The organism is Candidatus Pristimantibacillus lignocellulolyticus (genome assembly GCA_023639215.1).
In the GTDB taxonomy this organism is placed as follows: Bacteria; Bacillota; Bacilli; order Paenibacillales; family Paenibacillaceae; genus Pristimantibacillus; species Pristimantibacillus lignocellulolyticus.
In genome coordinates, this window is the sequence record CP097899.1 from 2,850,215 (window position 1) to 2,875,989 (window position 25,775).

The window sequence follows — 25,775 nt, forward strand, 5'->3', positions numbered from 1 at the left end:
CGTGGAATCAATAAAGTGACCTTATAATGGGTACATTTTACGATTCTGCGGCTCGTTTTATTATGGAAATATAGATGAGTATTTTTGTTAATTATTGACAAATTAATCTGCGTTTGCTAAGTTTAACTTTGTTAATGATATTAAGATTAATGATTTATTTTGAAAAATAGTATTTATAAAATGAAGGTGGCTCAATATGAAAAAAACGATAGCTTTTTTGTTAGTTATATTGTTACTTTCTGGCTGTGCTGTTCAACCAGCAAAAGAGCAAGTTACGTTGAAAGTGTTATATCATTCAACCGATGAATTTATGAATAAGTATGGAAAGGTATATCTTGCAAGTACTGAAAACATTGATTTCGAGATCATACCTGTAGAGGGTGGTTTAACTATAGAACAGTACTTAGAAATTGTTGAAACTGAAAAACCTGATATATTATCTAATTTCGATTATTATGAATATTTTGTAGATGAAGGAAAATTATTAAATCTTGACACCTATATCGAAAAATCGAAGGATTTCCGTATGGATCAAATAAATTCTAATCTATTAGATTACTTACGACAAGAAGGCAACGGTAGTATCTATGCATTATCTCCAACATTTACAGGCAAGGCTATGTACTACAATAAAACAATCCTGGATCAACTGGGAGTTGAATATCCTATTGATGGAATGAATTGGAATGAACTTTTAGAATTATCTAGTAGAATATCCCGAGCTGATGACACTATTGATAATGAGATAATCAGTTTTTATTACGATAGAACTTTATTTGATTTAGCCATGAATATAGCAGATACAATGAAAGTACAATATGCCAATGAATCTGGGGATGTTACTTTCAACACAGAGGGTTGGAATAATATAATGAATGTGGTAATTGAAAATGCAAGAAATGGAGCGGTATTTACAAGAGACAATTACCCAGAGTTAACTCCATTCGACAATTCAAAATTTTCAAATGGCATTGTGGCTTTAACGGTGGACTATTCAGATTTAATTAATGATTTGCGTAATGTAGATTTTGAATGGGGAGTTGTTACAGTACCAACTGATTCTTCACTAGAGAGTGTTGATGCTATGCAACCTAATGAACTATTTGGTGTTAATCGAGATTCAAGCCATATCGAAGAGAGCGTTGATTTTATTACATATATAAATGGTGAAAAATTTGCACAGTTGGAACAAAAGAGCAGTACATTTTCTTCATTACCTGCAAGGGAAGAGTTTTCTAAACAAATTGTAAATGTGGATTTACACGCTTTTTATCATGTAGCACCTCTTAATTTCACTAGATTGGATCCTTTTATTAGCCGGGAACAGAGCAATCAATTTTATGAAGCTACAGATGAGATAATGCAAGATGCTATCACTAATGAAACTAGTACAGCAGAAGTAATAAAATTATTACAAGATACTACAGAGGTTATAGTTATGAATGAATGATGATTAGATGGCTTTCCTATGTCTGCTTGAATTAATCTGCAGTACGAATCTTCAATTAGAAGAAGCTGCTCCGCTAGCGAATTTCGCTTCGGATGGTTTCTTCTTTTTTTAACGTATATCCTAATATTTCAATATTGTACAAGTTTGTTCATAATTAATAAGTTCTAAATGAATAAGTTATGTGTGAGAACGTGTGAATTATCACTTACAAAAAGTAAGTGTATGCGTTAGAATGACATCATCGTACAAAAATAACTTAATACACATCATACTGGAGGAGAAATACATATGACACCATTTGAAGAGTTAGTTAAAGAAAGACGTTCAGCGAGCAATTTCCTGCCTGATCATCCGATCACGAATCAACAATTAGATGAAATATTTGAATTAGTTAAGTTCGCTCCAACAGCATTTAACTTACAACATCCACACTATACGGTCATTACCAATTCAGCGGTGAAAGAAAAGCTACAAGCTGCAGCTAATAATCAATATAAAGTATCCTCATCCTCAGCAGTTATTATTGTTTCAGGTGATAAATTAGCATTTAAAGATGCTGCGAGAATATATGAAGGACTGTTAATGCTAGGAATAGTTAATAAACAAGAGTATGATTACCAAGTCTCAGATACGACGACATTTTATGAGCAAGGCGGAGACCTTTTCCAGCGTGATGAAGCGATTCGTAATGGTTCACTTTCTGCAATGATGTTTATGTTAGCTGCCAAAGATAAAGGTTGGGATACTTGTCCAATGATTGGATTTGATGCAGCTGCTGTTAAAGATATTTTGCAAATTGAAGATCAATATGAAGTCGTGATGATGATTACAATAGGCAAAGAAAAAGTATCCAGTAGAAGACCTAGAGGTTATCGTAAACCTGTCAACGAATTTGTATCCTACGTGGAATAATAGATTGCATTATCGAATGTGGCTTCTTATCCTGAGGAATTATATGATGAAAGCATCTCCCGTTGTTAGACAATACTAACATTCGGAGATGCTTTTATTATGCTTTTGTAATTTATGAGAGTAGATGAAATATATATTCGGAATCTATCAATTATTGATTAACTACTGCACACATTATATACTTAAACATATACTAAGTATACAATGTTGTGTTTACTCATACGCATCATTAATTACAACGAGTTTATTTTATATAAAGGAGCACTTATCTACGCGATAAGCGGGAAGTGGATAACTATGAATTACTCTCAAGTGTCGAAAGAAATAAAAGTATTTTCGCCCGATATATTTATCCGTTTTGATGAGCGATTGGCTAATCATACGTTTATTCAAACAGGGGGAATTGCAGATATTTATATTATGCCAGCAACTGTAGAAGAAGTTCGGCATATAACTAGATTTGCTTTCACGAAAAAAATACCGTTGACGATTCTTGGCTATGGTACAAATATAATTATTCGTGACAGACGAATTCGTGGAATTGTCATGAACTTAAGCAATCTGAATAAAATAGAAGTTATGAAAAATGTAATTAAAGCTTATAGCGGTTCTAGTATTATTGATGTTTCTAAGGCTGCGCTCGAACACAACTTATCAGGATTAGAATTTGCCTGTGGTATTCCTGGAAGTGTTGGAGGAGCGGTATTAATGAACGCAGGGGCTTATGGTGGTGAAATTTCATTTGTTCTTACTTCTGTAAAAGTTCTCTCTATGTCTGGAGACATTCATATACTAGATAAGTCAGAATTGCAGTTCGGCTATCGATCGAGTATTATTCAAAGGGAGAAATATATTGTTCTAGAAGCGACTTTCCAACTTGAAAATGGGGATCAAGATCATATTCAAAGTATAATGAGAAAGAATACGATAGCTAGAGAAACAAAACAACCGCTAGAATATCCATCTTGTGGAAGCGTCTTTAAGCGACCATTTAATCAGTTTGCAGGTAAGTTAATATCTGAATGTGGATTACAAGGATATCGAGTGGGTGGAGCTCAAGTTTCAGTTAAACACGCAGGATTTATTGTAAATGTAGATAAGGCCACTTCAACGGATTATTTAATATTGATCCGACATATACAAAAAACTGTGAAGAAGAAATTCAATATTGATCTTGAAACTGAAGTTGTCATTATTTGATTTAATAGACATACAAAAACTCGTTTCTCATCATTGAGAAACGAGTTTTTGTTAATCACATTTTTTACGAGTGCCTTTAAATGTAGCAGTTCTGAAGCTAGCTCCACAACCACAAGTAGCTTTGGCATTTGGATTATCGATTGTAAAGCCGCCTGTCATCCCTTGATTTATATAATCAATGGATACACCTTCTAAATACTCTTCTGTTCGAGTGTCCCAAACCACTTTGAAATTATCATTTTGAATGAATTTGTCAAACTCTGATAATGAATTATCTAGTTTGATATTATATGATAATCCACTGCATCCACCGTCGTCTATTCCAACTCTTAAAAATAAGTTTGTGTCGCCATTTTCGGAAATCATTTGATCTATGATAGAGCTAGCCTTGTCACTTACTTCAATCATATTGTCTTCACCTCTATTTCATTAATTAATGATTACTATAAAATACCCTTGCACTTTTAATGTAATGCAAACGTTTTGAAATCATTGCATCCGTAGCGTTAGGAATAGATTATTACTGAATGGCTGTTTCGTAATTGTTGTTAACTTTATTCCAGTCAACCACATTCCAAAATGCAGCGATGTAGTCAGGGCGTTTATTTTGATAGTTCAGGTAATAAGCATGCTCCCAAACGTCTAAACCAAGAAGAGGAGTTTTACCATCCATAATTGGACTATCTTGGTTTGGTAAGCTATATACTTCGATATTACCATTAGCTACAGCTAGGAATGCCCAACCGCTGCCGAAGCGAGTAGTTGCTGCTTTAGCAAATTCTGCTTTGAAGTTTTCAAAGCTACCAAATTTGCTATCGATTGCAGCTGCAAGTGCACCAGTTGGCACGCCACCAGCATTCGGAGCGATCGTTTGCCAGAACAAGCTGTGATTGGCATGACCACCACCGTTGTTACGAACAGCGGTACGGATAGATTCAGGAACGCCATCTAGGTTAGCGATCAGCTCTTCAACTGATTTGGATTGAAGCTCAGGAGCAGATTCCAAAGCAGCATTAAGATTAGTTACGTAAGTATTATGATGACGATCATGATGAATTTCCATAGTTAAAGCATCGATATGTGGCTCAAGAGCGTTATTAGCATAGGGTAATGCAGGTAATTTATGTGACATAATAATTCCTCCAGTAGATAAGTAGTTTGTTTACAAATCAAACATACCTCATTTCACATACATAATCAACATAAATGTATAATAAGTATAATAACGATTGACAAACGGTTAAAATTCTCTTCATAATGAAAGGCAACAGAGGTCAACTAATCAATACAGAGGAAGGGTTACAATAGAATATATTGAAGTTTCATTAAAGCCACTAGAAGATTCAAAAGCTGTAACTTATTAGATTTCTCAGCTGATTTATATGGGGAAAAAGTTAAGTTGGTATTTCATCGTTATCTTCGTCAAGAGCTTCCATCATCGGAGCTTAGTCAGTTGATGGAACAGAAGAAACTGGATGCTCAATCATATTTTGAAACGAGTAATAGCATTAGAGAGGGATGGGAAATATGAAGTTGATCGGATTATCAGGAGCATTGGCAGGTTCTAAGACGGCTAATGCCCTTAAAGATAAGGTAACTGGAGTAGTCACTTTGGGAGGATCGGATAAACATTTTCTTGTAGGGGAACATCAGTTAAAACCTATACTAACTTTTTTGAAAGCTGTTGTACCTGTTGGAAATGTTTTTGTGCATAACGATTTATTTGATGAAAATAATAATATCTCTAATGAAGATTACTATCGTAGAATGCATAAACTAGCAGATGAGATGATATTTCTTCAGAATGCATTAGCTAATCGATAAATAAAAAAGTGCTAATGAGAAACAATTTGTTTTTCATTAGCACTTTTATTTTTTTATTGTAATGTCCATGATTTTGTATTTCTTAAATTTAACTTAACCAATGCCATTGAATAATTGTACACTTAGTATATATAATAATATATAAATGATTGAATGTATATTTGGTAACACAACACACTATGAAAATGATATGATTACACTATTAAATATTAGATTAACCAATAGAATGGGTTGTTCAGGACGGTGATTATAGATGGAAATGTTAGATCATGCTCAGCTTTCGACAAGAGAGTATATTCTCCAGATTCTTAAAACTAAAGGTGCTTTAAGTACGAAAGAGCTTACTGATGAACTTGGCATAACTGTTATGGCAGTTAGACGCCATATTCAAACATTAGAAAGAGATAATCTTATTACCGCAAAAACAATGAGACAATCAATAGGGAGACCGACAGCAGTATACACATTAACCCAGCAAGCGGAAAGTTTCTTCCCGCGAAAGTACCATACTTTAACATTAGAATTATTAGGTGAATTAGAGGATCATTTTGGTGAAGATGCAGTTGAAACGCTCTTTGAAGGTCGCAAAAATAAAATGATTAATAAATACGATGCAAGCATGAGAGGTAAAGATCTTTCTGATCAAGTAGCACTTCTTGCTAATATTCAAAATGAGAACGGGTATATGGTCGATTGGGAGCAGATTAATGAAGAAGAGTATGTAATTAAAGAGCATAATTGCCCGATTGAACAAGTTGCCATGAAATATCAGCATGCTTGTCAATGTGAATTACAGTTGTTTGAATCATTGTTAGATAATGCTGAGGTTTCGAGAACTGACTGCCTGGCTAAAGGTGGACAAAGATGTACCTATTCCATCAAAAAAAGAAAAGAACAAAAATAGCGAGACGTCAACGACGTTTCGCTATTTTTGTATAACATCTTAATAATGAATATTGTGTCAATAGTAACTAGTGAGCCTGATGGGGAACCTTCTTAGTTTTCTTTTTTACGGAAGCACCTTTTTGAGCTTTCTGCTCAGCTACTTCTTGCGCATTTAGCTCGGCAAGCAACTTATCGCCTTCGACGTCTAGGTTAGGAAGCAAACGATCGAGCCACTTTGGCAACGACCAAGCTTTGTCGCCGAAAATCGCCATTACCGCTGGAACAAGCGCCATGCGGACGAAGAAAGCGTCAATTAAAATACCGATTGCAAGTGCAAAGCCGATCTGTTTGATCATAATATCATGAGCAAAGATAAAGCCCGCGAAAACAGAAACCATTATAATTGCTGCAGCTACGACAACACGGCTTGCTTGATCATACCCGTGAATGACGCTCTCTTTTCCATGATGACCATGTACGTAAGATTCACGCATGGAGCTGACAAGGAACACTTGGTAGTCCATCGCGAGACCATACAGAATACCAGTAACCATAATCGGCATAAAGCTGAGAAGCGGGCCACCTGTATCGAAACCGAATAGATCATGCACCCATCCCCATTGGAAGACTGCAGTCGTAATACCAAAAGTAGCGAGTATGCTGAGTAGGAAACCAAGCGTCGCTTTGATAGGTACGATAATCGAACGGAATACAAGAAGCAAAATAATAATTGAGAGAATTACGATAATGCCAACGTATAGCGGGAACACCTCGGCTAGCTTCGAGGACATATCGATGTTAATCGCAGTAAATCCTGTAACGCCTAACTTCACATCATGCGTTTGTGCCATACTGGAATCTGTGGCACGAAGCTCTTGCACTAAATCTTTTGTCTCTTTGTCCGTTGGACCTGTTTTCGGAATAAGGCTAATAATAGCCATGTCACCGGTTTGATTGACACCCATCGGAGTTACGACCGAAACGTTGTCATGCATTTGAAGTTGCTGGACTAGTCCGCCTAACATCTCCATTGTAATGGAGTCTGCGTCACCTTGCGGTTCTGCTACTAGTAGCAACGGACCGTTGAAGCCTTCACCAAAACCATTAGAAATGGCATCGTAGCTTTGTCTTGCTGTTGTATCCAAGTTAGCTGTAGCGCCAGAGGGAATACCCATTTCCATCTTAGCCGCTGGTATTGCAGCTACGCCAAGAATAACGATGACAACTAATACAATTGCCCAGCGGCCTTTCACGACTGCTGTTACCCAACGATGAGCAAAACCATTCGGATTTTTATTCGTCTGGCTGCTACTATTAGCTCTTGCTTTCGCTGAGCAGATGCGTTCTCCTACTAGACCAAGCAAGGCAGGAAGTAGAGTCAACGCAACGAGCACATTGATCAGAACGGCTACTGCGGCAACAAGCGCCATTGCAGATAAGAAGCCGATTCCGATAATAACCATGCCGCACAACGCAATAATAACAGTCAAGCCTGCGAAGAATACCGCACTTCCGGCAGTACCAACTGCTCTACTTAAAGCTTCTCGTGCGCTTAGTCCCTGCTCAAGAATGATGCGACGCTGACGATTTACGATAAACAGTGAGTAATCGATGCCGACCGCAAGTCCGACCATCAATGCTAGTACAGGCGTAAGATCGGTCATATGGAACATTTTCGAAAAGGCGTAAGCACCACCTACACTAATTCCTACTCCCATTAGAGCTGTAAGAAGTGGCAAGCCTGCTGCAACAACAGAGCCTAATGTCATGAATAGCACAACTGCAGCGACCAGAAGTCCAATTGCTTCCGTAGAGCCGATCGCTGGTTTTGTAGAAAGTGAATCACTTGGTAGTGCGGAAATCCCTGTCTGTTCAACAGCCATAGCAGCATCCATAACTAAGTCTGGAACTGATTCAGGCAGTGACATTTGCTGAACGGTGAATTGAAATTGGAACAATGCAATACTGCCATCATTAGCCATCAAGACGCCGGGAACTGGTACACCATCGATCATCATAGGCCCGTACGGAGGTAATTCTAAGGCAAATCCTTGATTGGCCTCCGCTGCATTACCTTGTTGCGCTGCTTGATCCGTTTGAGCTGCATCATTCATTGAAGCCCCTTGTTGCGCCGCTTGAGCTGCATCGTTCATCGAAGCTCCAGCTTGAGCAGCTTGTGCTGCCAATTCGATCGGATTAATAACATATTCTAGATTGTATACTTTATTGACAGCTTCGCTAATTGAGCTTAATCGCTCTGCTGTGTCCAGACGTTCACCTGTAGGAGCAGTAAACACGATGCTGGCTTGACCGCCTGATGCTTCAGGTAACTCTTGGGTTAGTTGATCTAGCACCTTCTGAGATTCCGTGCCTTCGATTTTCATATCAGAAGTGACATGAATGCCGTTAACTCCTAGTATGGCAAGCACAATTGCTAGTATTAATATCCAGCTAACAATAAAATGCCATGGTTTAGAATAGGCGGTCTTACCGAGTTTATACAAGAAAGTTGACATAATTTAGCCGTACTCCTTTACTTAGAGAAATATGTTGGTGTTATCATTTAAAACCCTTTGCGTAAGTAACTGAACATTGTATCTAAATAATACTCGAATGTAATGGTGTTCGGAGTTTCCTCTGCCGATTCACCAGCAAACAAGACTTTCATACTACCGTCAAGTAATGGAAGAATGGCTCCGTAAACGGCACCAACGAGTAGGTGGGTGTATCCTTCCGGATAACGTCCCAGTGATTGCTCACTTATAAATTGTTGTGCTGCTATTTGTAAACTACGAAGTGCACTTAAAATGTATGGTTCAAGTGTTGGCGTCTGCTGTGAAAGCATCACGAGCTGACGCAATTTCATGAAATGCTCTCCTGTCTGTTGCAGATTCATTAGCTGGTAAAGGATATCGAGCGGCGTCATGGCCTCGTTCAAATTTTCTATCCAATTCGCTACTTCGTCTGCTCCTTTGAAGATAACAGCTGCCATAGCTACTGCTTCTTCCTTGCAGGAATAGTAATTTGCGAACGTTCTTCTGGAGAAACCAGCACGCTGTACGACGTCCTCAACGATAAATCCGTCTAATCCTTTTTCCAGCGCTAGATCAAATGCCGCCTCGGCAAGAGCATTAGCTGTAGCTTCCTTTTTCATATCGCGCAAATTTTGTTTTATCATTATCCAACCGCTTAAGCGTTCTCCTCTTTTCATATAGAATGGTAGTTTACTCAATTTAATACATTGTTATTATTGCACAATGGGCAAACATGCACAATGTGCAATAATAGTGATTTGTTACAGTATTGTGGCGGTACAAAATGTTTATAATATTTTTATTAGTTAGTGTGGCAACAGAATGGAATTAGATATTGTTTCTATTTTCCTAATGCTTATGCAGACGATAAAAAGCCTTGATAGCATTTCAGAAGATATGCTATCAAGGCTTTTTTAGTTATTAAAAATAAAGTTTATTTAAGATCAAAACGATCTGCATTGACTACTTTTACCCAAGCAGCAACAAAGTCACGGACAAATTTTTCTTTGTTATCGTCTTGTGCATAAACTTCTGCAATGGAACGCAGGACTGAGTTTGAGCCGAATACGAGGTCAACTCTAGTTGCTGTACGCACGACTTCACTAGTCATACGATCTCTTCCTTCAAATACGCCGCCATCTATAGGTTTCCAAGCTACATTCATGTCAAGTAAGTTAACGAAGAAGTCGTTCGTCAATTGACCAACATGATCTGTGAATACGCCGTGCTCAGTATTACCATAGTTTGTACCTAGAACACGCATACCACCAACAAGTACGGTCATCTCCGGAGCAGTAAGATTAAGCAACTGTGCCTTATCAACAAGAAGTTCCTCTGCACTAACATGATATTGTTGCTTCTCATAGTTACGGAAACCATCAGCGATAGGCTCTAATACAGCAAAGCTTTCTACATCAGTTTGCTCTTCGGTAGCATCACCGCGTCCCGGAGTGAAAGGAACGGTTACTTGATAGCCTGCATCTTGCGCGGCTTTTTCTACAGCTGCACTTCCACCTAACACGATTAGATCAGCTAGGCTCACTTTTTTGTCAAAATCATCTTGAATGCCTTCGAGTATAGTAAGTACTTTTGCAAGCTGCTTTGGCTGATTTACTTCCCAGTCCTTTTGCGGAGCGAGACGAATTCGCGAACCATTGGCGCCACCGCGCATGTCTGAGCCACGGAAAGTGCTAGCTGAAGCCCAAGCAGTCGTTACTAACTCGCTAATTGTAAGACCTGAATCTAGTATTTTTGTTTTTAAATCTTCTATATCAGCATCTGTTAACTCATAATCTACAGACGGAATTGGATCTTGCCATATAAGAATTTCGTCTGGAACTTCTGGTCCAAGATATCTAGCACGAGGCCCCATGTCGCGATGCGTAAGCTTAAACCATGCACGAGCAAATACGTCTGCAAATTCCTCAGGATCTTGATGGAAACGGCGAGAAATTTTTTCGTAAGCTGGATCGATACGCAATGCCATATCTGCAGTAGTCATCATCGTCGGAACACGAACGGAGGAATCTTCTGCATCTGGTGCAAGATGCTCATCGGCTACATTAATGGCAACCCATTGGTGTGCGCCTGCTGGGCTTTTCGTAAGTTCCCATTCATATCCAAATAATAGATCAAAAAAGCCGTTATCCCATTGTGTAGGATTCGCCGTCCATGCGCCTTCTACGCCACTAGTAATCGTGTCACGACCTTTGCCAGTACCATGCGAACTTAACCAACCTAAGCCTTGAGCTTCAATAGCAGCAGCTTCAGGATCATGACCGACAAGAGAAGCATCTCCTGCACCATGTGCTTTACCAAATGTATGACCACCTGCAACTAATGCAACGGTTTCTTCATCGTTCATTCCCATTCTTGCGAACGTTTCGCGTATGTCACGACCACTTGCAAGCGGATCAGGATTTCCATTAGGACCTTCTGGGTTCACATAGATTAGACCCATTTGCACTGCGGCAAGTGGATTTTCTAGCTCTCGATCGCCACTGTAACGTTTATCGTCAAGCCATACTTTTTCATTACCCCAATAAATATCTTCTTCTGGATGCCAAACGTCTAGTCGTCCACCACCAAAGCCAAATGTCTTACCACCCATAGATTCAATTGCCACATTACCAGTTAAAATGAACAAGTCTGCCCATGAAATCTTGTTGCCGTACTTTTGCTTAATCGGCCATAGCAGACGACGAGATTTATCGAGGTTACCGTTGTCTGGCCAGCTATTAAGCGGAGCAAAACGCTGTGATCCACTACCAGCACCACCACGACCATCGCCTGTACGATACGTACCAGCGGAGTGCCAAGCCATTCGAATAAAGAACGGACCATAATGACCGTAGTCGGCTGGCCACCATGATTGACTATCTGTCATAAGCGTATGAAGATCTTGCTTAAGGGCAGTGTAGTCTAGCGTATTAAATTGTTCTACGTAATTAAAATCTTCTTCCATAGGATTAGACTTTCTGTCATGCTGATGCAAAATGTTCAAGTTCAATTGGTTCGGCCACCAATCTCTATTGGAGGTACCGCTAGATTTGTGACTAGTAGCACTGCCGTGCATTACAGGGCATTTGCCTGTGTTAGCATTAACTTTTGTGTCCATTTGATCATCTCCTATTCAATTAAAAGAAGTAGTAAGTAAGAATGGTTCTAATTCTTTTTATATAGCTATTTCCGGAATTAATCAATGATAAATTTCACTATTCATGTAATCTTCACATGGGTTGATAAAAGGCACTTTAAGGAATAATTCCCCCTTTGTAAAATTCCGATATAGGTTTATGCTTATAGTATTAAAGATTTGGTAGTTTTGACTAACTCTACTTTCAACGTCTTGTAGATGGTAAAATGGTAATAACTCAAAAAAACTTGTATTTATTTGAATATCTTTAGAGAAAAGGAAACGATTATTATGTTCCGATTGAAATCTAAAAGTTTGTTTTCCTTGATTGTATTAGTTGTCTTTATTCTGACCTCTTGTGACAAAACAATAGAAGATCGCAGTATAGGATTACAACATCAATACAGTAATAACGAAAACAATGAAAACCGTGAACAAAAACTGCATTTATTTATTACTGAAAAGTTAATGGGCTCCCAAGGAGTATTTACTAACCTGAAGGATACTGATCAAAATGATTCCTTTGCCACTGGTCATGAGATATTGAGCGAATCTATGGGATTGTTAATGAGGTACTATGCATTAACAGATCAGCAGGATAAGTTTGATGATAGTTTTAGGCTTTCGCAAGAGGTTTTTTTGACGGAAAGTGGCTTTAGCTACAGATATAGCCCAAAACATAATAAGTTATATACGGTGAATGCAGCTGTTGATGATCTTAGAATCATTAGAGCACTATATGAAGCAGCAGAAATATTTGAAAATGATAGTTATTATAAGCAAGCTAATCAATATGCGGAAAGATTTATGAAATATAATACTCAAAACGGTAATTTGTTTGATTTTTATGATGAATATTATAGGGTTCAGAATAATTTCATAACGCTGTGTTATATTGATTTACGTACATTAAGCTATATTCCGAATCATCTTGATCAACAGATACATATAGATCAAATGAGCAGTATTATGCAAAATGGTTATTTATCCGACGAGTTTCCCTTTTATGAAACGAGATACTCGTATGAAACAAAGGACTATCAGGCGGAAGATATTAATACAATTGAATCAATGCTGACGATTTTATCGCTTGCGGAAGTTGGCATGCAACGACTTGAAAGTATTGAGTATATTAAGAAGAATGTGCAGCATGGAACTTTGTACGGAAAATATGCTAAAGATGGTACTCCTAAAACTGATATTCAATCTACTGCAATCTATGCGATTGCTGCAATGATTGGCTCAGAGATTGGAGACGAAGAGTTATACAAGCAAAGTATTAATCAGATGGAGCGGTTTCAGGTACTTAAAGAAGGCAGTGAATTATATGGGGCATACGGTGATTTAGGGTCAATGCAAGCCTATTCTTTTGATAATTTGCAAGCACTATTAGCTTACGCCTATTAAATATAAGTGAAAAGGCTGGATTAACTATGAAGTTAAGAGAATATCTATATGAGGCAGAAGAGCGATATTATATTACACCGGCATCGGTCGCAGCTATTGGTGTATTTATTATTGCCATAATTACACTTTTCGTGCCTCCTTATATTGGAATGGCTGATAACGGAGACTACTTTCGAATTTTGTATAGCAACGGTTTGTTTTTTAATGATCCTAACTATGACAGTAAATACTTAGGTTATTTCATTAAAAATTATGGGATTTTTCAATATTTCAACGAAAATGGATCATCTATTTTTTCATCGCAATCCATATTTATCAAACTGTCACTCCTTATTAATCAATGGTTTTACAGTTCAGAAATATTTGATATCAGGATACAAGCCGCAATCTATTTGGTTTTATATGTAATTGGAATCTATTTGTTAGTTGAGGCGTTGACTTGGAAGCTTAGAAATATAAAAGCCTATATTATTAGTCTTCTTACAATATTTATTTTTGCAGATACTGCATATACAGCTTTCTTTAATTCGTTTTTTAGTGAGAGTGTCGTACTTATTTCATTAATATACATGGTTGCATCTCTACTGCTCATAAGAGTGGGTAGATATAATGTTTATGTTTTATTAATCGTATTTACAGCTGCCAGCTTGCTTCTAACAACGAGTAAGCAACAAAATGCTCCAGTTGGTGTCATCATTGCATTCATGGGGATCTTATTAATATTTGTAAAGAGAAATAAAATTTATCGAATCATAACAGCAATTTCACTTTCCACAATTTTATTTGCAGGAATTGGCTCTTATATATTAATTAGTGATGAATTTCAAAACATCAATATGTTTCATGCAATGAATAGGGGGATACTATTAAATTCCTCTGATCCTGAGGCAGCCTTAGAATCCTTCGGTATCGATCGGCAATATGCCGTACTAAGTGGGGACATTTATTATTTACCTTACTCAACAGTCGATGTTAATTCTAATATGCTTCTAGAAAATTATTATAATAAATATGGGTCTTTTTCAATCTTGGCATACTATATTATGCATCCGAACAAAGCCGCAGAAATGATGGATTTAGCAGCGAAAACTGGTTTTGCTATACGTCCTGCAGCAATGGGGAATTATGAAATATCTGTAGGGAAAGAGTTTGGTGCCCAAACTTCCTTTTTCTCCTTATACAGTGATATGAAGCAAGCTTCTGCTCCTAAAACATTCGGCTTTATCGTCATTTGGTCTGGTGTAATTATTGGATACTTTGCCCCAACAATTATTTCGGCAATTCGGAAAAAGGATAGGGAAGCGATGATTACATTCCCTTTAATGCTTACGTTAATCGCTATAGCTATCTCTGCTATGCTTGTTTCAATTGTTGGTGCAGGAGATGCAGATTTGGCTAAACACCAATTTCTATTCACAGCATGTTTTGATGTGATAACATATTTGTTTATCTCAAGTTGGCTAGGTCGCAAACTATGATGGAAGGACGTAGAAATGAGGCTAATAGTATGAAACATTTAGTATTACGAATTGTTATTTTAGTAATAGGACTTTCCGTCCTCTGGACTAGTCAGGCTGTAAATGCTGAACAAAATAGACAAAATGTTTTGTTAGTGTACGATAGTTATGCAACCGGCACTTCAAAAGAGGGAAATGTTGACTCACTTAAGCGTCTCTTAGGTGGCTTAGGAGTAAATGTGACAGTCTTGGATTCTGAAAATTATGAGCAAGGTGACGTAGATGATTTTACTTACGTTATCATTTTAAGAAATCAGGTGGCACAAACTGCTGGAGTAGATGTACTTATGCGAGATATCGAACAGTATCAAGGAAAATATTTGCATATAGGTATAAACCCCTCAAAGCAATTAGTAAACGGATTACAATTGACAGTTCAATCTAAGCAATCAACAACCGTTAATATAACAATTGATGGATTCAACGACTCTTTACTATTAAGTAAAAATGATGTTATTATTCAGTCTTTTTCTGAAAATGCTCACACATATGGAACACTTGAATCTGAGCTTGATGGTATCCATGCACCATATGGACTGAACAATGATAAGTATGCTTACCTTTCTTTTTACAATGAATCAGATGTAAGTGAGTGGAGTGCAGCCTATATATTGAAAGATTGGTTAAATATATCTGATCAAGGGAAACTACATGTAATGTTAACAGATGTTTATCCATTTTCAGATTTTGATAAGTTGCGAGAGATTAGTGACACGTTGTATGAAGCGGGTATTCCATTTTTAGTTAGCTCCAAACCTATCTTTAATAATTTTGATTATCCTGCCGCAAAACGATACGCTGAAACATTGAAATATATACAATCACGAAATGGTACGATTATTGTAGATACTCCTGCTGTATATTCTGCAAATAGTGGGGACTTAACGATATTAAGGAAAAACATAGTATCATATATTGATTTCTTGGTAAGTCATGAAGTGGCTCCGCTAGGAGCAACGGCGGAAATGTATTGGTTTCAAGACAAGTATTATATGTCAGAAGGATTAGCCTTTTATGATTCCACAATTATGCTTCCAAATATCAAAGTAATGAGTAATCAACCAACGAATACCGTCAATACTTTCGATTCCTCGTTATATAGCATCTCCTTGGATAAATGGAAAGGGTATGCTTTGCCTAGTCAATTAATAAGCGATCTCCCCTTGAATATCGTACTAACACTAGATATAGACGAACTTGAAGGAATTGATGATCAATTGAGATGGTTATCGGGAGCTTGGTATCAGTTTCATGATTTTAAATCATCTGCACATCGAGTTACTACTGAAAAAAATGTGATTACTTCAAGCCAAGGTATTTTACAAATTAACGACGCTGTCGTTGCTATGCATCGAAACTATACGGATATAACCTCAGATTATACTTATGTTGAAGAGCAGGATGCAAGCTTTGAGACGTTCTTTACTTTTCAAAATAAGATATTCATAATTCTTATCATTATTATTCTGATTATCTTTATGTTTTTATTATTTATTGGTTATCGAATGTATAGGAAAAAATATGTTAGGGAAGGAGAATGAGAATGACCATCGCAGACTTTTTAATGCTGTTCTCGGTTATTAGTATTTGGTCATTGTTGCTAGTTAATGTTGTATTAATTATATCCGGATATTTATATTACATTAAAAATGACAAAAGAAAAATCCCTATCATTGAAGGAGAAGCACCGTTTGTCTCCATCATGGTACCTGCTCATAATGAAGCTAAAGTCATCATACAGACTGTACGATCATTACTAGCATTAGATTATCCACACGATCGCTATGAAATTATTGTTATCAACGATAATTCTTCTGATAATAGCAAAGACTTACTTCAACATTTAAAGGAGCAACACGCTCTCAGAAACTTAGTCATTATCAATACGGATGCTGAAACAGGTGGTAAGGGTAAATCCAATGCATTAAATATTGGGTTTCAGACAAGTAAAGGGGAAATTATTGCAATCTATGATGCAGATAATACTCCAGAAAAGAACGCTCTGAAATACTTAGTTGCTGAACTTATGAACGATGATACATTAGGAGCAGTTATTGGAAAATTTAGAACAAGAAATCGAAATGTAAATCTGTTGACACGTTTTATTAATATTGAAACATTATCTTTTCAATGGATGGCACAAGCGGGAAGATGGAATTTGTTTCAGCTTTGTACGATACCAGGTACAAACTTTATACTCCGAAGAACGATTATTGATCAAATTGGCGGGTGGGATACGAAGGCGATAGCTGAAGATACAGAAATTAGTTTTCAAATCTATCGTTTAGGTTATCGAATCAAATTTCAACCTAAGTCTGTAACATGGGAACAAGAACCGCAAAATTTAAAGGTGTGGTTCAAGCAAAGAACGAGATGGGCAAAGGGAAATATATATGTCATTGTTAAAAATATTCCTTTACTATTTGATCGTTCTGCCAAAAAAGTTAGGTTTGATATTTTGTATTTTTTATCTATATATTTTTTGCTATTGACCTCTTTAATAGTATCTGATGCCATTTTAGTTTTGCATGCTTTAGGATATGTTCAAACAACGATTGCTAGTCTTAGTTCTTTTTTATGGTTATTAGCGGTTATATTGTTTATCGTAGGAACATTTATTACACTTGTGACAGAGAAAGGAGAAATGCGACTATCTAATGTATGGATTATTATGCTTATGTATATTACCTACTGTCAACTATGGATGGTTGTAGCTGCCTACGGATTTTATCATTATATAAAAGATGTAATATATAAACGTGAAGTGAAATGGTATAAAACAGAACGTTTCTAGAGATTGCAAGTTTTGAAACTAGAGAGAAAGATATTTCAGTTACACATAATTATTGACACAGTCAGAAAGCGAGGGATTAAGTATGGATAAAAAACAGTTTGTGTTAGCATTTATTTTCACTTTCTGTATACTCTTTTCTATCAATCAGAATGTAGATGCGAAGGAGTTAGGAAGTACAGAGTTGAATAAAGCTAAAGCTTCAACGCAGCTATATGAATATCAACTCAATAGTGCATCAATTTCAGGCTATCAATCTACTAATTATCAATACTTTACGGTAGAAGATTACTGGGATGTGAAGGATGTGCAGTTAAAGCTTAATTATGATTCATCGACTCTTGTTAACGAACATACATCTAGCTTGACAATATATTTGAATGGAACTCCGTTTCATTCTTTCCGACCAGTTGTTGCTCAAAATCAAGAAGTGTTAATTGATATACCTGCAGAGTTAATTATTTCTGGTACGAATACACTAATGATCGAAGGAAATCGGAAGACTGATAGTAATGAGGATATGTATAATGTATGTGTGGTTGAAGACTATTCTGATAATTGGTTAACAATCAAGGACTCATCTATCATCAAATTAGGTTTTGACCGACAACCAATTGAAGATAGTATAAGCCAGTTTATTAAATTGTTTAATGGAATGGATACGTTATCCGCTGAAACCAATACCGTTGTAGTAAATGAGAATGCATCAGCTACAGAATTAGAGGCAGCGATTTATAGTCTTTCAGGTCTATCTAAATCTAAAGTAGATGGGGATAAACAGATCCCACTTTTAATGAAAAGTGATACAGAAGTTGAGCAAAAAGAATTTCTATTGTTAGTAAGCAAATATAATAATTTACCTGCCGATGTGGCTCAAAAGGTTGGGAAATTAGAAGTTGAAGATAAGGCGATCTTAAAACTCATTCAAATTGGTCAGCAACATATTCTAGTCGTTACATCTAATAACGATGAGCTTTTAGCAAAGGCTGGTAGATATGTAGCTAATCAAGAGTTAATATCACAAACTACTGCTTCTGAAAAGTGGATTGATGTAAGTACTGAGGTTTTGACTCCTGTAGTAGCGAAAAGCCAGTATATTAAATTAACTGAAGCTGGCGATAAGTTAACAGGTCCAATGCATAACGAAAAAAGCTACTTTGTATCCTTACCTGCTAATCAAACGATAGCAGAAGCTAGTAAAATTCGGATTGATCTTCGCTACTCACAAAATCTGAATTTTAATCGTTCATTAGTGACTGTACTAATTAATGATCAGCCTATCGGGAGTAAGAAGTTATCAGAAGTTATGGCAAATCAAGATGTGTTAGAGTTAACAATTCCTCAAAATCTTAACGTGAATGGGAATTTTACCGTAACGGTTGCTTTTGATTTGGAGATTGAAGGTCTATTATGTGTAAATAATCAAGACCAAACTCCTTGGGCTTACATTGATAACACGTCCATCATGCAATTGAATACGACTGATTTGAACGATTTACTGTTTAACTATTATCCAGCTAGTTTTTTAAGAGACGGTGGGTATAATTCTGTAGCAGTTGTTCTGCCGGAACAAACAGATAGCGCGGATTATCTTTCACTCTCAAATGTTTTCAATTTGTTAGGTCAGTATGCACAAACAAATCACGGGGAAGTAAAGGTGTACTTTAATTCAGTTGATTCCACTTTATTAGAAAACAAACAGATTATCGCGATCGGTTCGTACAAAAACAATCAATTTATTAGAGAAAATAATGAGCGATTGTACTTTAAGTATGACCAAAATGGTGAAGGTTTTATTTCAAATGAAAAGAAGAGCATAGAATCGGAATATGGCAAGCGAATTGGATCATTACAATTAATCCAATCACCTGTTAGTGAAGGTTTCGGTCTAATGGTCATTACTGGTGCACAACCACAATACTACGTTCAAGCAGCTCAATTAATATCTGCTGAAAATGCATTGTGGAAATTGTATGGTGATGGTGTAATTACAGATACGGATGGTAATTTATCAATTTATCGCTTTAAGGAAGATTTGCCAACGCGCTCAACAGTATCAAATATTTTAGAGCGTAAGGATGTGCAGAATTTCGTGATTTCGGCCATGCTTACAATGACAGTTGCAATAGTATCATTACTGTTATTAACTCGCAAATACTGGCGTAAGCGGAGGAAAAATGATGAAACGATTTCAAAACAGCTTTCTATCTGATGTAGCATTTTTATCATTTATAGTTGTCTGTATTGTTATGACAATATTTGTTTCAAGTGATCCAAATGCATACGTAGTAAATGTTATTTTGTTAAACGCTGCATTTTTAATTGCTATTATCACTTACTTCTCAACAATGATGACAGGATTAATACTGAATTTGTTATTTATTTTTGGGTATGGCTCTTTTACAATATATCAAGCGGTAACCTTAGGAGAACTTGTAGGTACTTCTAATTATTTCTGGCTTGTTATGACGCCAATTGTGACGATATTGGCATGGTTATTAACTCAAACGAATAGAAAATTACAAGAGGAAAATGATCACCTTCAGCGACAATCTTTAACGCTTGTTATGCTTGATGAGAAAACAAGATTAAAGAATACACTTTCGTATCAGCAAGACATCACAACTTTTATGGCTTTATCAGAAAGGTATAAAATCCCACTTACCTTGCTTGTCATTAATGTGAAGTATTGGGACGAAATAAAAAGAATTATGACCGCTGAAAAGTTTTCTAGTGCATTGCTAGAAGTTTCTGATATTAGTCAATCGCTAGTTCGAACGAATGATTCATTATATTTATTAAACAATGAAAACCCTACATGGGGTATTGTATTGTTTACGGATATTGAAGGCGCAAGTATTGTTATTAAACGGTTTAAGGATAAAATTAATGAATTGAATGAATATGAATTTAAAGAGAAGTATGCCGTTGAACTACAATTAAGAATAGGTACAGCGCAGTATGATCCCCAAAATCCAGTATCTCCGCTAGAATTAATATCAGTAGCTAAGCGGACAATGGAATATGATGTTTGAAAAGTGACATTCAAGTGGGTAATATCATCTAAAACTAAAAGGCAGCACGCTCCTCGTTGTGAAGGGCGGGCTGCTTTTACTATTTTGGTTTCACAATTTGATTTACTAGTAGAACCGCTTTATCTCCGCTTACGTTCTATTAATATAGTCAAGCTGACCAGCGTAACAAATATCGTTGCTCCCATGTCAGATAGTATCGCAATCCATAACGTAAGCCAACCTGGAATCGTTAGCAATAGAGCTATGATCTTTAATCCGAGCGATACCGCTATATTGAATTTGATAACACGATTGACATGCTTAGCGACAGAAATTGCCTCTGGCAGCTTACCTAAGTGATCTTGCATCAATACGATATCGGCAGTCTCAATCGCACTGTCCGTTCCTTTACCCATCGCAATCCCTAGTTGTGCTGAAGCAAGAGCAGGAGCGTCATTAATACCATCACCTATCATAGCGACTGTACCAGTAGTTGACAACTCATTCACACGGTTCACTTTATCTTCAGGTAAAAGGCCACCGTAATACTGTGAAACTCCAACGGCAGAAGCAACTTTCTCGGCGGTCTTCTGGTGATCTCCAGTTAGCATGACGGTACGCTTAATCCCTAACTTATGCAAAGCAGTAATTACCTCTCGACTTTCTTCGCGAATCTTATCTGCAATACCGAACATGCCTAGTACTTGCTGTTCATCTGCAACTAATACCAGTGTTAAGCCTTCTTCTTTCAGCTCATTAATCCGTTGCTGTATAGTTGGCGGCATAACAATATGCGATATACTTTGTTCGTTACCTAGCCAATAAAGTTGACCATTTATCATTGCTTTAATGCCTCGGCCATTTATCGTCTCGATTTCATCTGGATCGGGGCTAATAATATTTCTACGATCTATTTCTTTCATGATCGCTTTCGCTAATGGATGTGAAGACGACTTTTCGATTGATCCTGCGACCTTGAACAAACGTGCTTCATCATATACTTCTAACTCGGAGACATGAGGTTCACCTTTCGTCAATGTTCCTGTCTTATCAAAGGCAAGCGTATCAATCTTACCAAGCTGCTCTAGAAAAACTCCACCTTTTACGAGAATTCCGTTCCTGGCAGTACGCGTAATGCCAGACACAATGGCAATTGGCGAAGAAAGTATTAACGCACAGGGGCAACCAACAATTAATACGGATAGCCCTTGATATAGCCATGTTTTCCAATCCCCTTGCAAGAGCAGGGGAGGTACAAGTATAACGAGCGCTGCAACAATCATAATAAGTGGTGTGTAGTACTTTGCGAATTTATTAATAAAAAGTTCAGTAGGCGTCTTTGTTTCTTGTGCTTCTTGCACGAGGTGAAGAATTTTTGCTAAAGAAGAATCTTTGTACGCTTTTTGAATGCGAACGATAAGTAATCCTTCATTATTAATGCTACCTCCAAAAACAGACTCTCCAGTTTCTTTTTCAACAGGTAGTGGTTCGCCTGTAATCGCAGCTTCATTGACAGAACTTTTTCCTTCGGAGACGATACCATCAGATGGGATTTTCTCACCAGGTTTTATTTTGACTAGGTCACCGATTTGTAACGAAGCGATAGGTACAATGGTTTCTTGACCATCCTTTAATTTTAATGCTTCCTTCGGTGCAACTTGAAGCAACGTTTCCATTGAACGTCGAGCTTTTTCCATTCCATACCCTTCAAGCAATTCATTAACACCGAACAATATTGCGACAAGTGTAGCTTCTTTCCATTCACCGATAGCAACAGCTCCGATTAAAGCGATTGTCATTAAAGTATCGATATTGAATTTGAGAGTTATTAGATTTTTTAAGCCGCGGAAAAAGGTTGTGTATCCACTAATGATCGTAGCAGCTAAAAATAGAAGGATGATTGCTTGTTGTTCAATTACTCCTTCCAGCAGTAATGCTGCAACATAGAGTATACCGGAAGTTATCAATAATGTGAGTATTTTATTATTGCTATCCGCATGGCTATGGTCGTGCCCGTGATCCCCATGACTATGGTCATGTCCATGATGTCCGTCCGCGCCATGAGCATCATTATCTGCATGGTTGTGTTCATCATTTAATTGGAGTGCAATGTAGGCACCATCCGACTTTAATATTTTATTAACCTTAGTCATCGAGATTTGGGGACTAATCGTAAGTTTGCCAGAGTTATAATTTAGAGTTGAGTCTTTTCCATGCTCCAATTGTTTAAGTTCATCTTCAATGCGCTGTGCACAACCGCCACAGGATAGTCCTTTCACTCGATATTCATTCATTGACTGTCCTTCTTTCAAATTAATATATGAATACTTACTCATATGATATGCTGAATGAGAAAATATGTCAACGATCTTTCATTCATTGTTGAAGCTATATTAATGAGTATGAGTACTCCACCACTAGAGATGATGACTGACTTATCCGTAATCTTTCTGATATAATAAATAAAATGAATGAAAAGGCGGTATAAAAGATGGTTCGTATAGTGGAAGAGAATTGCGACGATACTTGTTTGGGCACCGAGACTAATCTCAATCATTTGAGTGATAATAAACTTGATGAGAAAACTGCACTTGATTTGGCCGACACATTTAAAGCGTTAGGTGATCCAACACGAGTGAAGTTAATTCATGCTCTACTTAATAATGAATTATGCGTACATGATCTATGTGTAGTATTAGGCATGACGCAATCTGCCGTGTCTCATCAGCTCCGGTATTTACGGGATGTAAGGATGGTAAAGCGACGTAAAGAAGGCAAGACCGTATACTATTCAATAGACGACGATCATGTGAAAGAGATTTATATCCAAACGTTGAATCATTTACAGCACACTTCAACTCATGATTAGCTATATGACAACACTCAGTCGTACATAGAAGAAGAGTGGCGATCAATTTTCGGTAATTAACTGGAAAGTGGTCGCTTATTTTTGTAAATGTTACTTTGCACTAGCTTGTGAAATACTATAAGTGATTATGTACCATAATAATAAAAACGCACACAATTCAATGAGTACATGTCAGAAAATTTATTTGAACAATGTTCATATTTGCTGAAAAACATAGGTTACATTAAAGTACCTACTTACAATAAGTAAGCAAGTATGGAATAATGATCATGTAAGACTTAGATTAGGTACTCAAATTCATCTAGAAGGAATGATATACATTGCTTAAACAACTTCAACCTGAAATGCTGGAAATATTACAAGATAAAATACAAATGATTGAAGCAAACAAAGGAGCAATTTATTTAGTTGGTCCGATTAAGTTGCCTGTTAATTTGGAAGGTGAAACTTATGTATTTCAATGGTATTGCTGGTTAAGTAAATGCCAAGCAACAGATAATTACGAGGAAGTTATTAAGCAATTATCTTCTGCAAATTTGGCAGAATATCAACAATCAAGCGTATTGGTCTATGGCGACTTTGCTAACGCCGAAGATGCACTTATCCGAATGCATTCAATTTGCCATACTGGCGATATATTTGGTAGTAAGCGATGTGATTGCGGTTATCAGTTAAAACAATCGATGAAAAATATCGTCGATAATGGGACAGGTGCACTGTTCTATTTGGCTAATCACGAAGGACGAGGCATTGGTTTATTTAGTAAAGCTATGGCATATGTGTTGCAAGAGAATGGTTACGACACGGTAGATGCTAATGAGAGTCTTGGGTTTGTTGATGATTCTCGAAATTACGATGATGCGATAAAAGTGCTTAAAACGTTAAGAACGAAACCAGTTACACTAATGACTAATAATCCGAAGAAAATCGCTGCGATGAAAAATGCTGGACTCACGCTATCTGGAAGAGAAGCAATATGGGGAGATAACTCTGAGTTTAACGCGAATTATTTACAAACCAAAATTAAGCGTTCTGGACATTTGAAAGATGATGGAGTGTGTTCTAATGAGTAACGATCAATTTTATATGCGATTAGCATTAGACAATGCACGTGCCATGAAAGGTCAGACTGAGCCGAATCCGTTAGTAGGCTCGGTTATCGTTAACAATAATAGAATCGTCGGTATCGGTACTCATCTAAAGGCTGGAGAACCACATGCTGAAATTCATGCTATACGCATGGCTGGGGAACAGGCGAGAAATGGTACGATTTATGTCACGCTAGAACCATGCTCTCATTACGGACGAACCGGACCATGTGCGCTAGCTATCGTTGAGGCAGGAATCAAAAAAGTTATTATCGCCACTCTTGATCCGAATCCCGTAGTTGCTGGGAATGGCGTTAAAATATTACAAGATGCTGGTATTGAAGTTGTTGTAGGTGTTATGGGAGAGGAATCTCGGCAGATGAATGAAGTATTCAATAAATTCATTGTGGAGAAGAAGCCTTACATAACGATGAAGGCTGGAAGTACACTAGATGGGAAAATTGCTACTCATACGTTGGACAGCAAGTGGATTACTTCTGATGAAGCAAGACATGATGCTCATGTACTGCGTAATGAACATATGGCTATATTAGTCGGGGTCAATACAGTTATAGAAGATAATCCCGAGTTGACAACAAGAATTGTTAATGGGAGAAATCCGATTCGAATCGTACTAGACTCGACACTTCGAATTCCATTGGATGCAAAACTTTTAACGGATCAACAAGCACCAACTTGGATTTTTACAGCACAAAACTACGATCAACAGAAAAAATCCAAACTAGAAGAGTTAGGTATTACTGTATTTCCAACAACAGGAACTAAGCATGTCGATCTGCAGGATGTTGTACGTATACTTGGCGAAAAGCTTGTCTCATCTGTTCTAATTGAAGGTGGTGGGACGATTCATGCTGCTTTTCTTGAGAATAAACTCATAGACAAAGTCATTATATATATCGCTCCCAAATTAGTCGGCGGTAGCGAGGCCCCAACCTTCCTTGAGGGCACAGGAGTCACGCTAATGAAGGATGCTGTAGATTTAGCAGATCTAACAATTACTCCAGTAGGAAAAGATTTTAAGTTTACGGGATACCCTCAATATAGTTAATTAGTTAAGGTACGTAAGTATTTTTAGCAATCATAATAATGTTCATCAACAAGGACAGTTTCGGTAAAAGGAGAGACAC

20 protein-coding genes are annotated in these 25,775 nt (G+C 37.1%); 14 read left to right on the forward strand and 6 right to left on the reverse strand.

The features are described from left to right. The first annotated feature begins 196 nt into the window (after window positions 1-196). From NAG76_11925 to murB, 3 genes are all read left to right on the forward strand, one after another. Window positions 197-1,450: an ABC transporter substrate-binding protein gene (locus NAG76_11925; GenBank protein ID URN92607.1), complete on the forward strand. Its 1,254-nt coding sequence runs from the start codon at window positions 197-199 to the stop codon at window positions 1,448-1,450. A gap of 288 nt (window positions 1,451-1,738) precedes the next feature. Further along, window positions 1,739-2,362: a nitroreductase family protein gene (locus NAG76_11930; GenBank protein URN92608.1), complete on the forward strand. Its 624-nt coding sequence runs from the start codon at window positions 1,739-1,741 to the stop codon at window positions 2,360-2,362. A 297-nt stretch (window positions 2,363-2,659) separates the two neighbouring features. Continuing rightward, window positions 2,660-3,562 carry a UDP-N-acetylmuramate dehydrogenase gene (murB, locus tag NAG76_11935; protein URN92609.1) on the forward strand — a complete coding sequence of 301 codons (903 nt, stop codon included), beginning with the start codon at window positions 2,660-2,662 and terminating at the stop codon, window positions 3,560-3,562. Window positions 3,563-3,613: 51 nt separating this feature from the next. On the opposite strand, the gene NAG76_11940 is transcribed toward murB, so the two are convergent. Both NAG76_11940 and NAG76_11945 read right to left on the reverse strand, forming a co-directional pair. Next, the gene (locus NAG76_11940; protein ID URN92610.1) at window positions 3,614-3,970 is read right to left on the reverse strand and encodes an iron-sulfur cluster assembly accessory protein; all 357 of its coding nucleotides are present in this window, start codon (window positions 3,968-3,970) and stop codon (window positions 3,614-3,616) included. A 112-nt stretch (window positions 3,971-4,082) separates the two neighbouring features. Then, the gene (locus tag NAG76_11945) at window positions 4,083-4,694 is read right to left on the reverse strand and encodes a superoxide dismutase (GenBank protein URN92611.1); all 612 of its coding nucleotides are present in this window, start codon (window positions 4,692-4,694) and stop codon (window positions 4,083-4,085) included. 395 nt (window positions 4,695-5,089) lie between these two features. Between NAG76_11945 and NAG76_11950 the strand changes: the two genes are divergently transcribed. Continuing rightward, window positions 5,090-5,386 carry a hypothetical protein gene (locus NAG76_11950; protein URN92612.1) on the forward strand — a complete coding sequence of 99 codons (297 nt, stop codon included), beginning with the start codon at window positions 5,090-5,092 and terminating at the stop codon, window positions 5,384-5,386. Between the two features lie 259 nt (window positions 5,387-5,645). Next, window positions 5,646-6,290, forward strand: a complete 645-nt coding sequence (locus tag NAG76_11955; protein URN96821.1) for an HTH domain-containing protein — start codon at window positions 5,646-5,648, stop codon at window positions 6,288-6,290. Window positions 6,291-6,357: 67 nt separating this feature from the next. Here NAG76_11955 and NAG76_11960 read toward each other — a convergent pair whose 3' ends face one another. From NAG76_11960 to katG, 3 genes are all read right to left on the reverse strand, one after another. Then, window positions 6,358-8,787, reverse strand: coding sequence for an MMPL family transporter (locus NAG76_11960; protein ID URN92613.1), 2,430 nt, complete (start codon window positions 8,785-8,787; stop codon window positions 6,358-6,360). 47 nt (window positions 8,788-8,834) lie between these two features. Next, window positions 8,835-9,449 carry a TetR/AcrR family transcriptional regulator gene (locus NAG76_11965; GenBank protein URN92614.1) on the reverse strand — a complete coding sequence of 205 codons (615 nt, stop codon included), beginning with the start codon at window positions 9,447-9,449 and terminating at the stop codon, window positions 8,835-8,837. Between the two features lie 290 nt (window positions 9,450-9,739). Beyond that, complete coding sequence (katG, locus tag NAG76_11970; protein ID URN96822.1) at window positions 9,740-11,881, reverse strand: catalase/peroxidase HPI; 2,142 nt, start codon at window positions 11,879-11,881, stop codon at window positions 9,740-9,742. Between the two features lie 351 nt (window positions 11,882-12,232). On the opposite strand from katG, the gene NAG76_11975 reads away from it, so the two are divergent. The 6 genes from NAG76_11975 (at window position 12,233) to NAG76_12000 (ending at window position 20,691) form a co-directional block, all read left to right on the forward strand. Continuing rightward, on the forward strand, window positions 12,233-13,348 hold the full coding sequence (locus NAG76_11975; GenBank protein ID URN92615.1) for a hypothetical protein: 1,116 nt from the start codon (window positions 12,233-12,235) through the stop codon (window positions 13,346-13,348). A gap of 26 nt (window positions 13,349-13,374) precedes the next feature. Then, window positions 13,375-14,826, forward strand: coding sequence for a hypothetical protein (locus tag NAG76_11980; GenBank protein ID URN92616.1), 1,452 nt, complete (start codon window positions 13,375-13,377; stop codon window positions 14,824-14,826). A gap of 29 nt (window positions 14,827-14,855) precedes the next feature. Further along, a complete protein-coding gene (locus NAG76_11985; protein URN92617.1) occupies window positions 14,856-16,406 on the forward strand; it encodes a DUF2334 domain-containing protein in 1,551 nt (516 codons plus the stop codon). 2 nt (window positions 16,407-16,408) lie between these two features. Then, the gene (locus NAG76_11990; protein ID URN92618.1) at window positions 16,409-17,659 is read left to right on the forward strand and encodes a glycosyltransferase; all 1,251 of its coding nucleotides are present in this window, start codon (window positions 16,409-16,411) and stop codon (window positions 17,657-17,659) included. 82 nt (window positions 17,660-17,741) lie between these two features. Then, window positions 17,742-19,868, forward strand: a complete 2,127-nt coding sequence (locus NAG76_11995) for a cellulose biosynthesis cyclic di-GMP-binding regulatory protein BcsB (GenBank protein ID URN92619.1) — start codon at window positions 17,742-17,744, stop codon at window positions 19,866-19,868. Beyond that, window positions 19,837-20,691 carry a diguanylate cyclase gene (locus NAG76_12000; GenBank protein URN92620.1) on the forward strand — a complete coding sequence of 285 codons (855 nt, stop codon included), beginning with the start codon at window positions 19,837-19,839 and terminating at the stop codon, window positions 20,689-20,691. Before NAG76_11995 ends, NAG76_12000 begins: the two co-directional genes overlap by 32 nt. Before the next feature lie 119 nt (window positions 20,692-20,810). Here the strand turns inward: NAG76_12000 and cadA are convergent, their stop codons facing one another. Beyond that, complete coding sequence (gene cadA / locus NAG76_12005) at window positions 20,811-22,964, reverse strand: cadmium-translocating P-type ATPase (protein ID URN92621.1); 2,154 nt, start codon at window positions 22,962-22,964, stop codon at window positions 20,811-20,813. 197 nt (window positions 22,965-23,161) lie between these two features. Here cadA and NAG76_12010 point away from each other — a divergent pair, with 197 nt between their 5' ends. The 3 genes from NAG76_12010 to ribD all read left to right on the forward strand — a co-directional run bounded on the left by NAG76_12010 (window position 23,162) and on the right by ribD (window position 25,696). After that, complete coding sequence (locus NAG76_12010; GenBank protein URN92622.1) at window positions 23,162-23,539, forward strand: metalloregulator ArsR/SmtB family transcription factor; 378 nt, start codon at window positions 23,162-23,164, stop codon at window positions 23,537-23,539. A gap of 344 nt (window positions 23,540-23,883) precedes the next feature. Further along, window positions 23,884-24,612 (forward strand): GTP cyclohydrolase II, encoded by a 729-nt coding sequence (locus NAG76_12015; GenBank protein URN96823.1) that lies wholly within the window; start codon window positions 23,884-23,886, stop codon window positions 24,610-24,612. Then, window positions 24,605-25,696 (forward strand): bifunctional diaminohydroxyphosphoribosylaminopyrimidine deaminase/5-amino-6-(5-phosphoribosylamino)uracil reductase RibD, encoded by a 1,092-nt coding sequence (gene ribD, locus NAG76_12020; protein ID URN92623.1) that lies wholly within the window; start codon window positions 24,605-24,607, stop codon window positions 25,694-25,696. The genes NAG76_12015 and ribD overlap by 8 nt, the downstream gene beginning before the upstream one ends. Window positions 25,697-25,775: the final 79 nt, after the last annotated feature.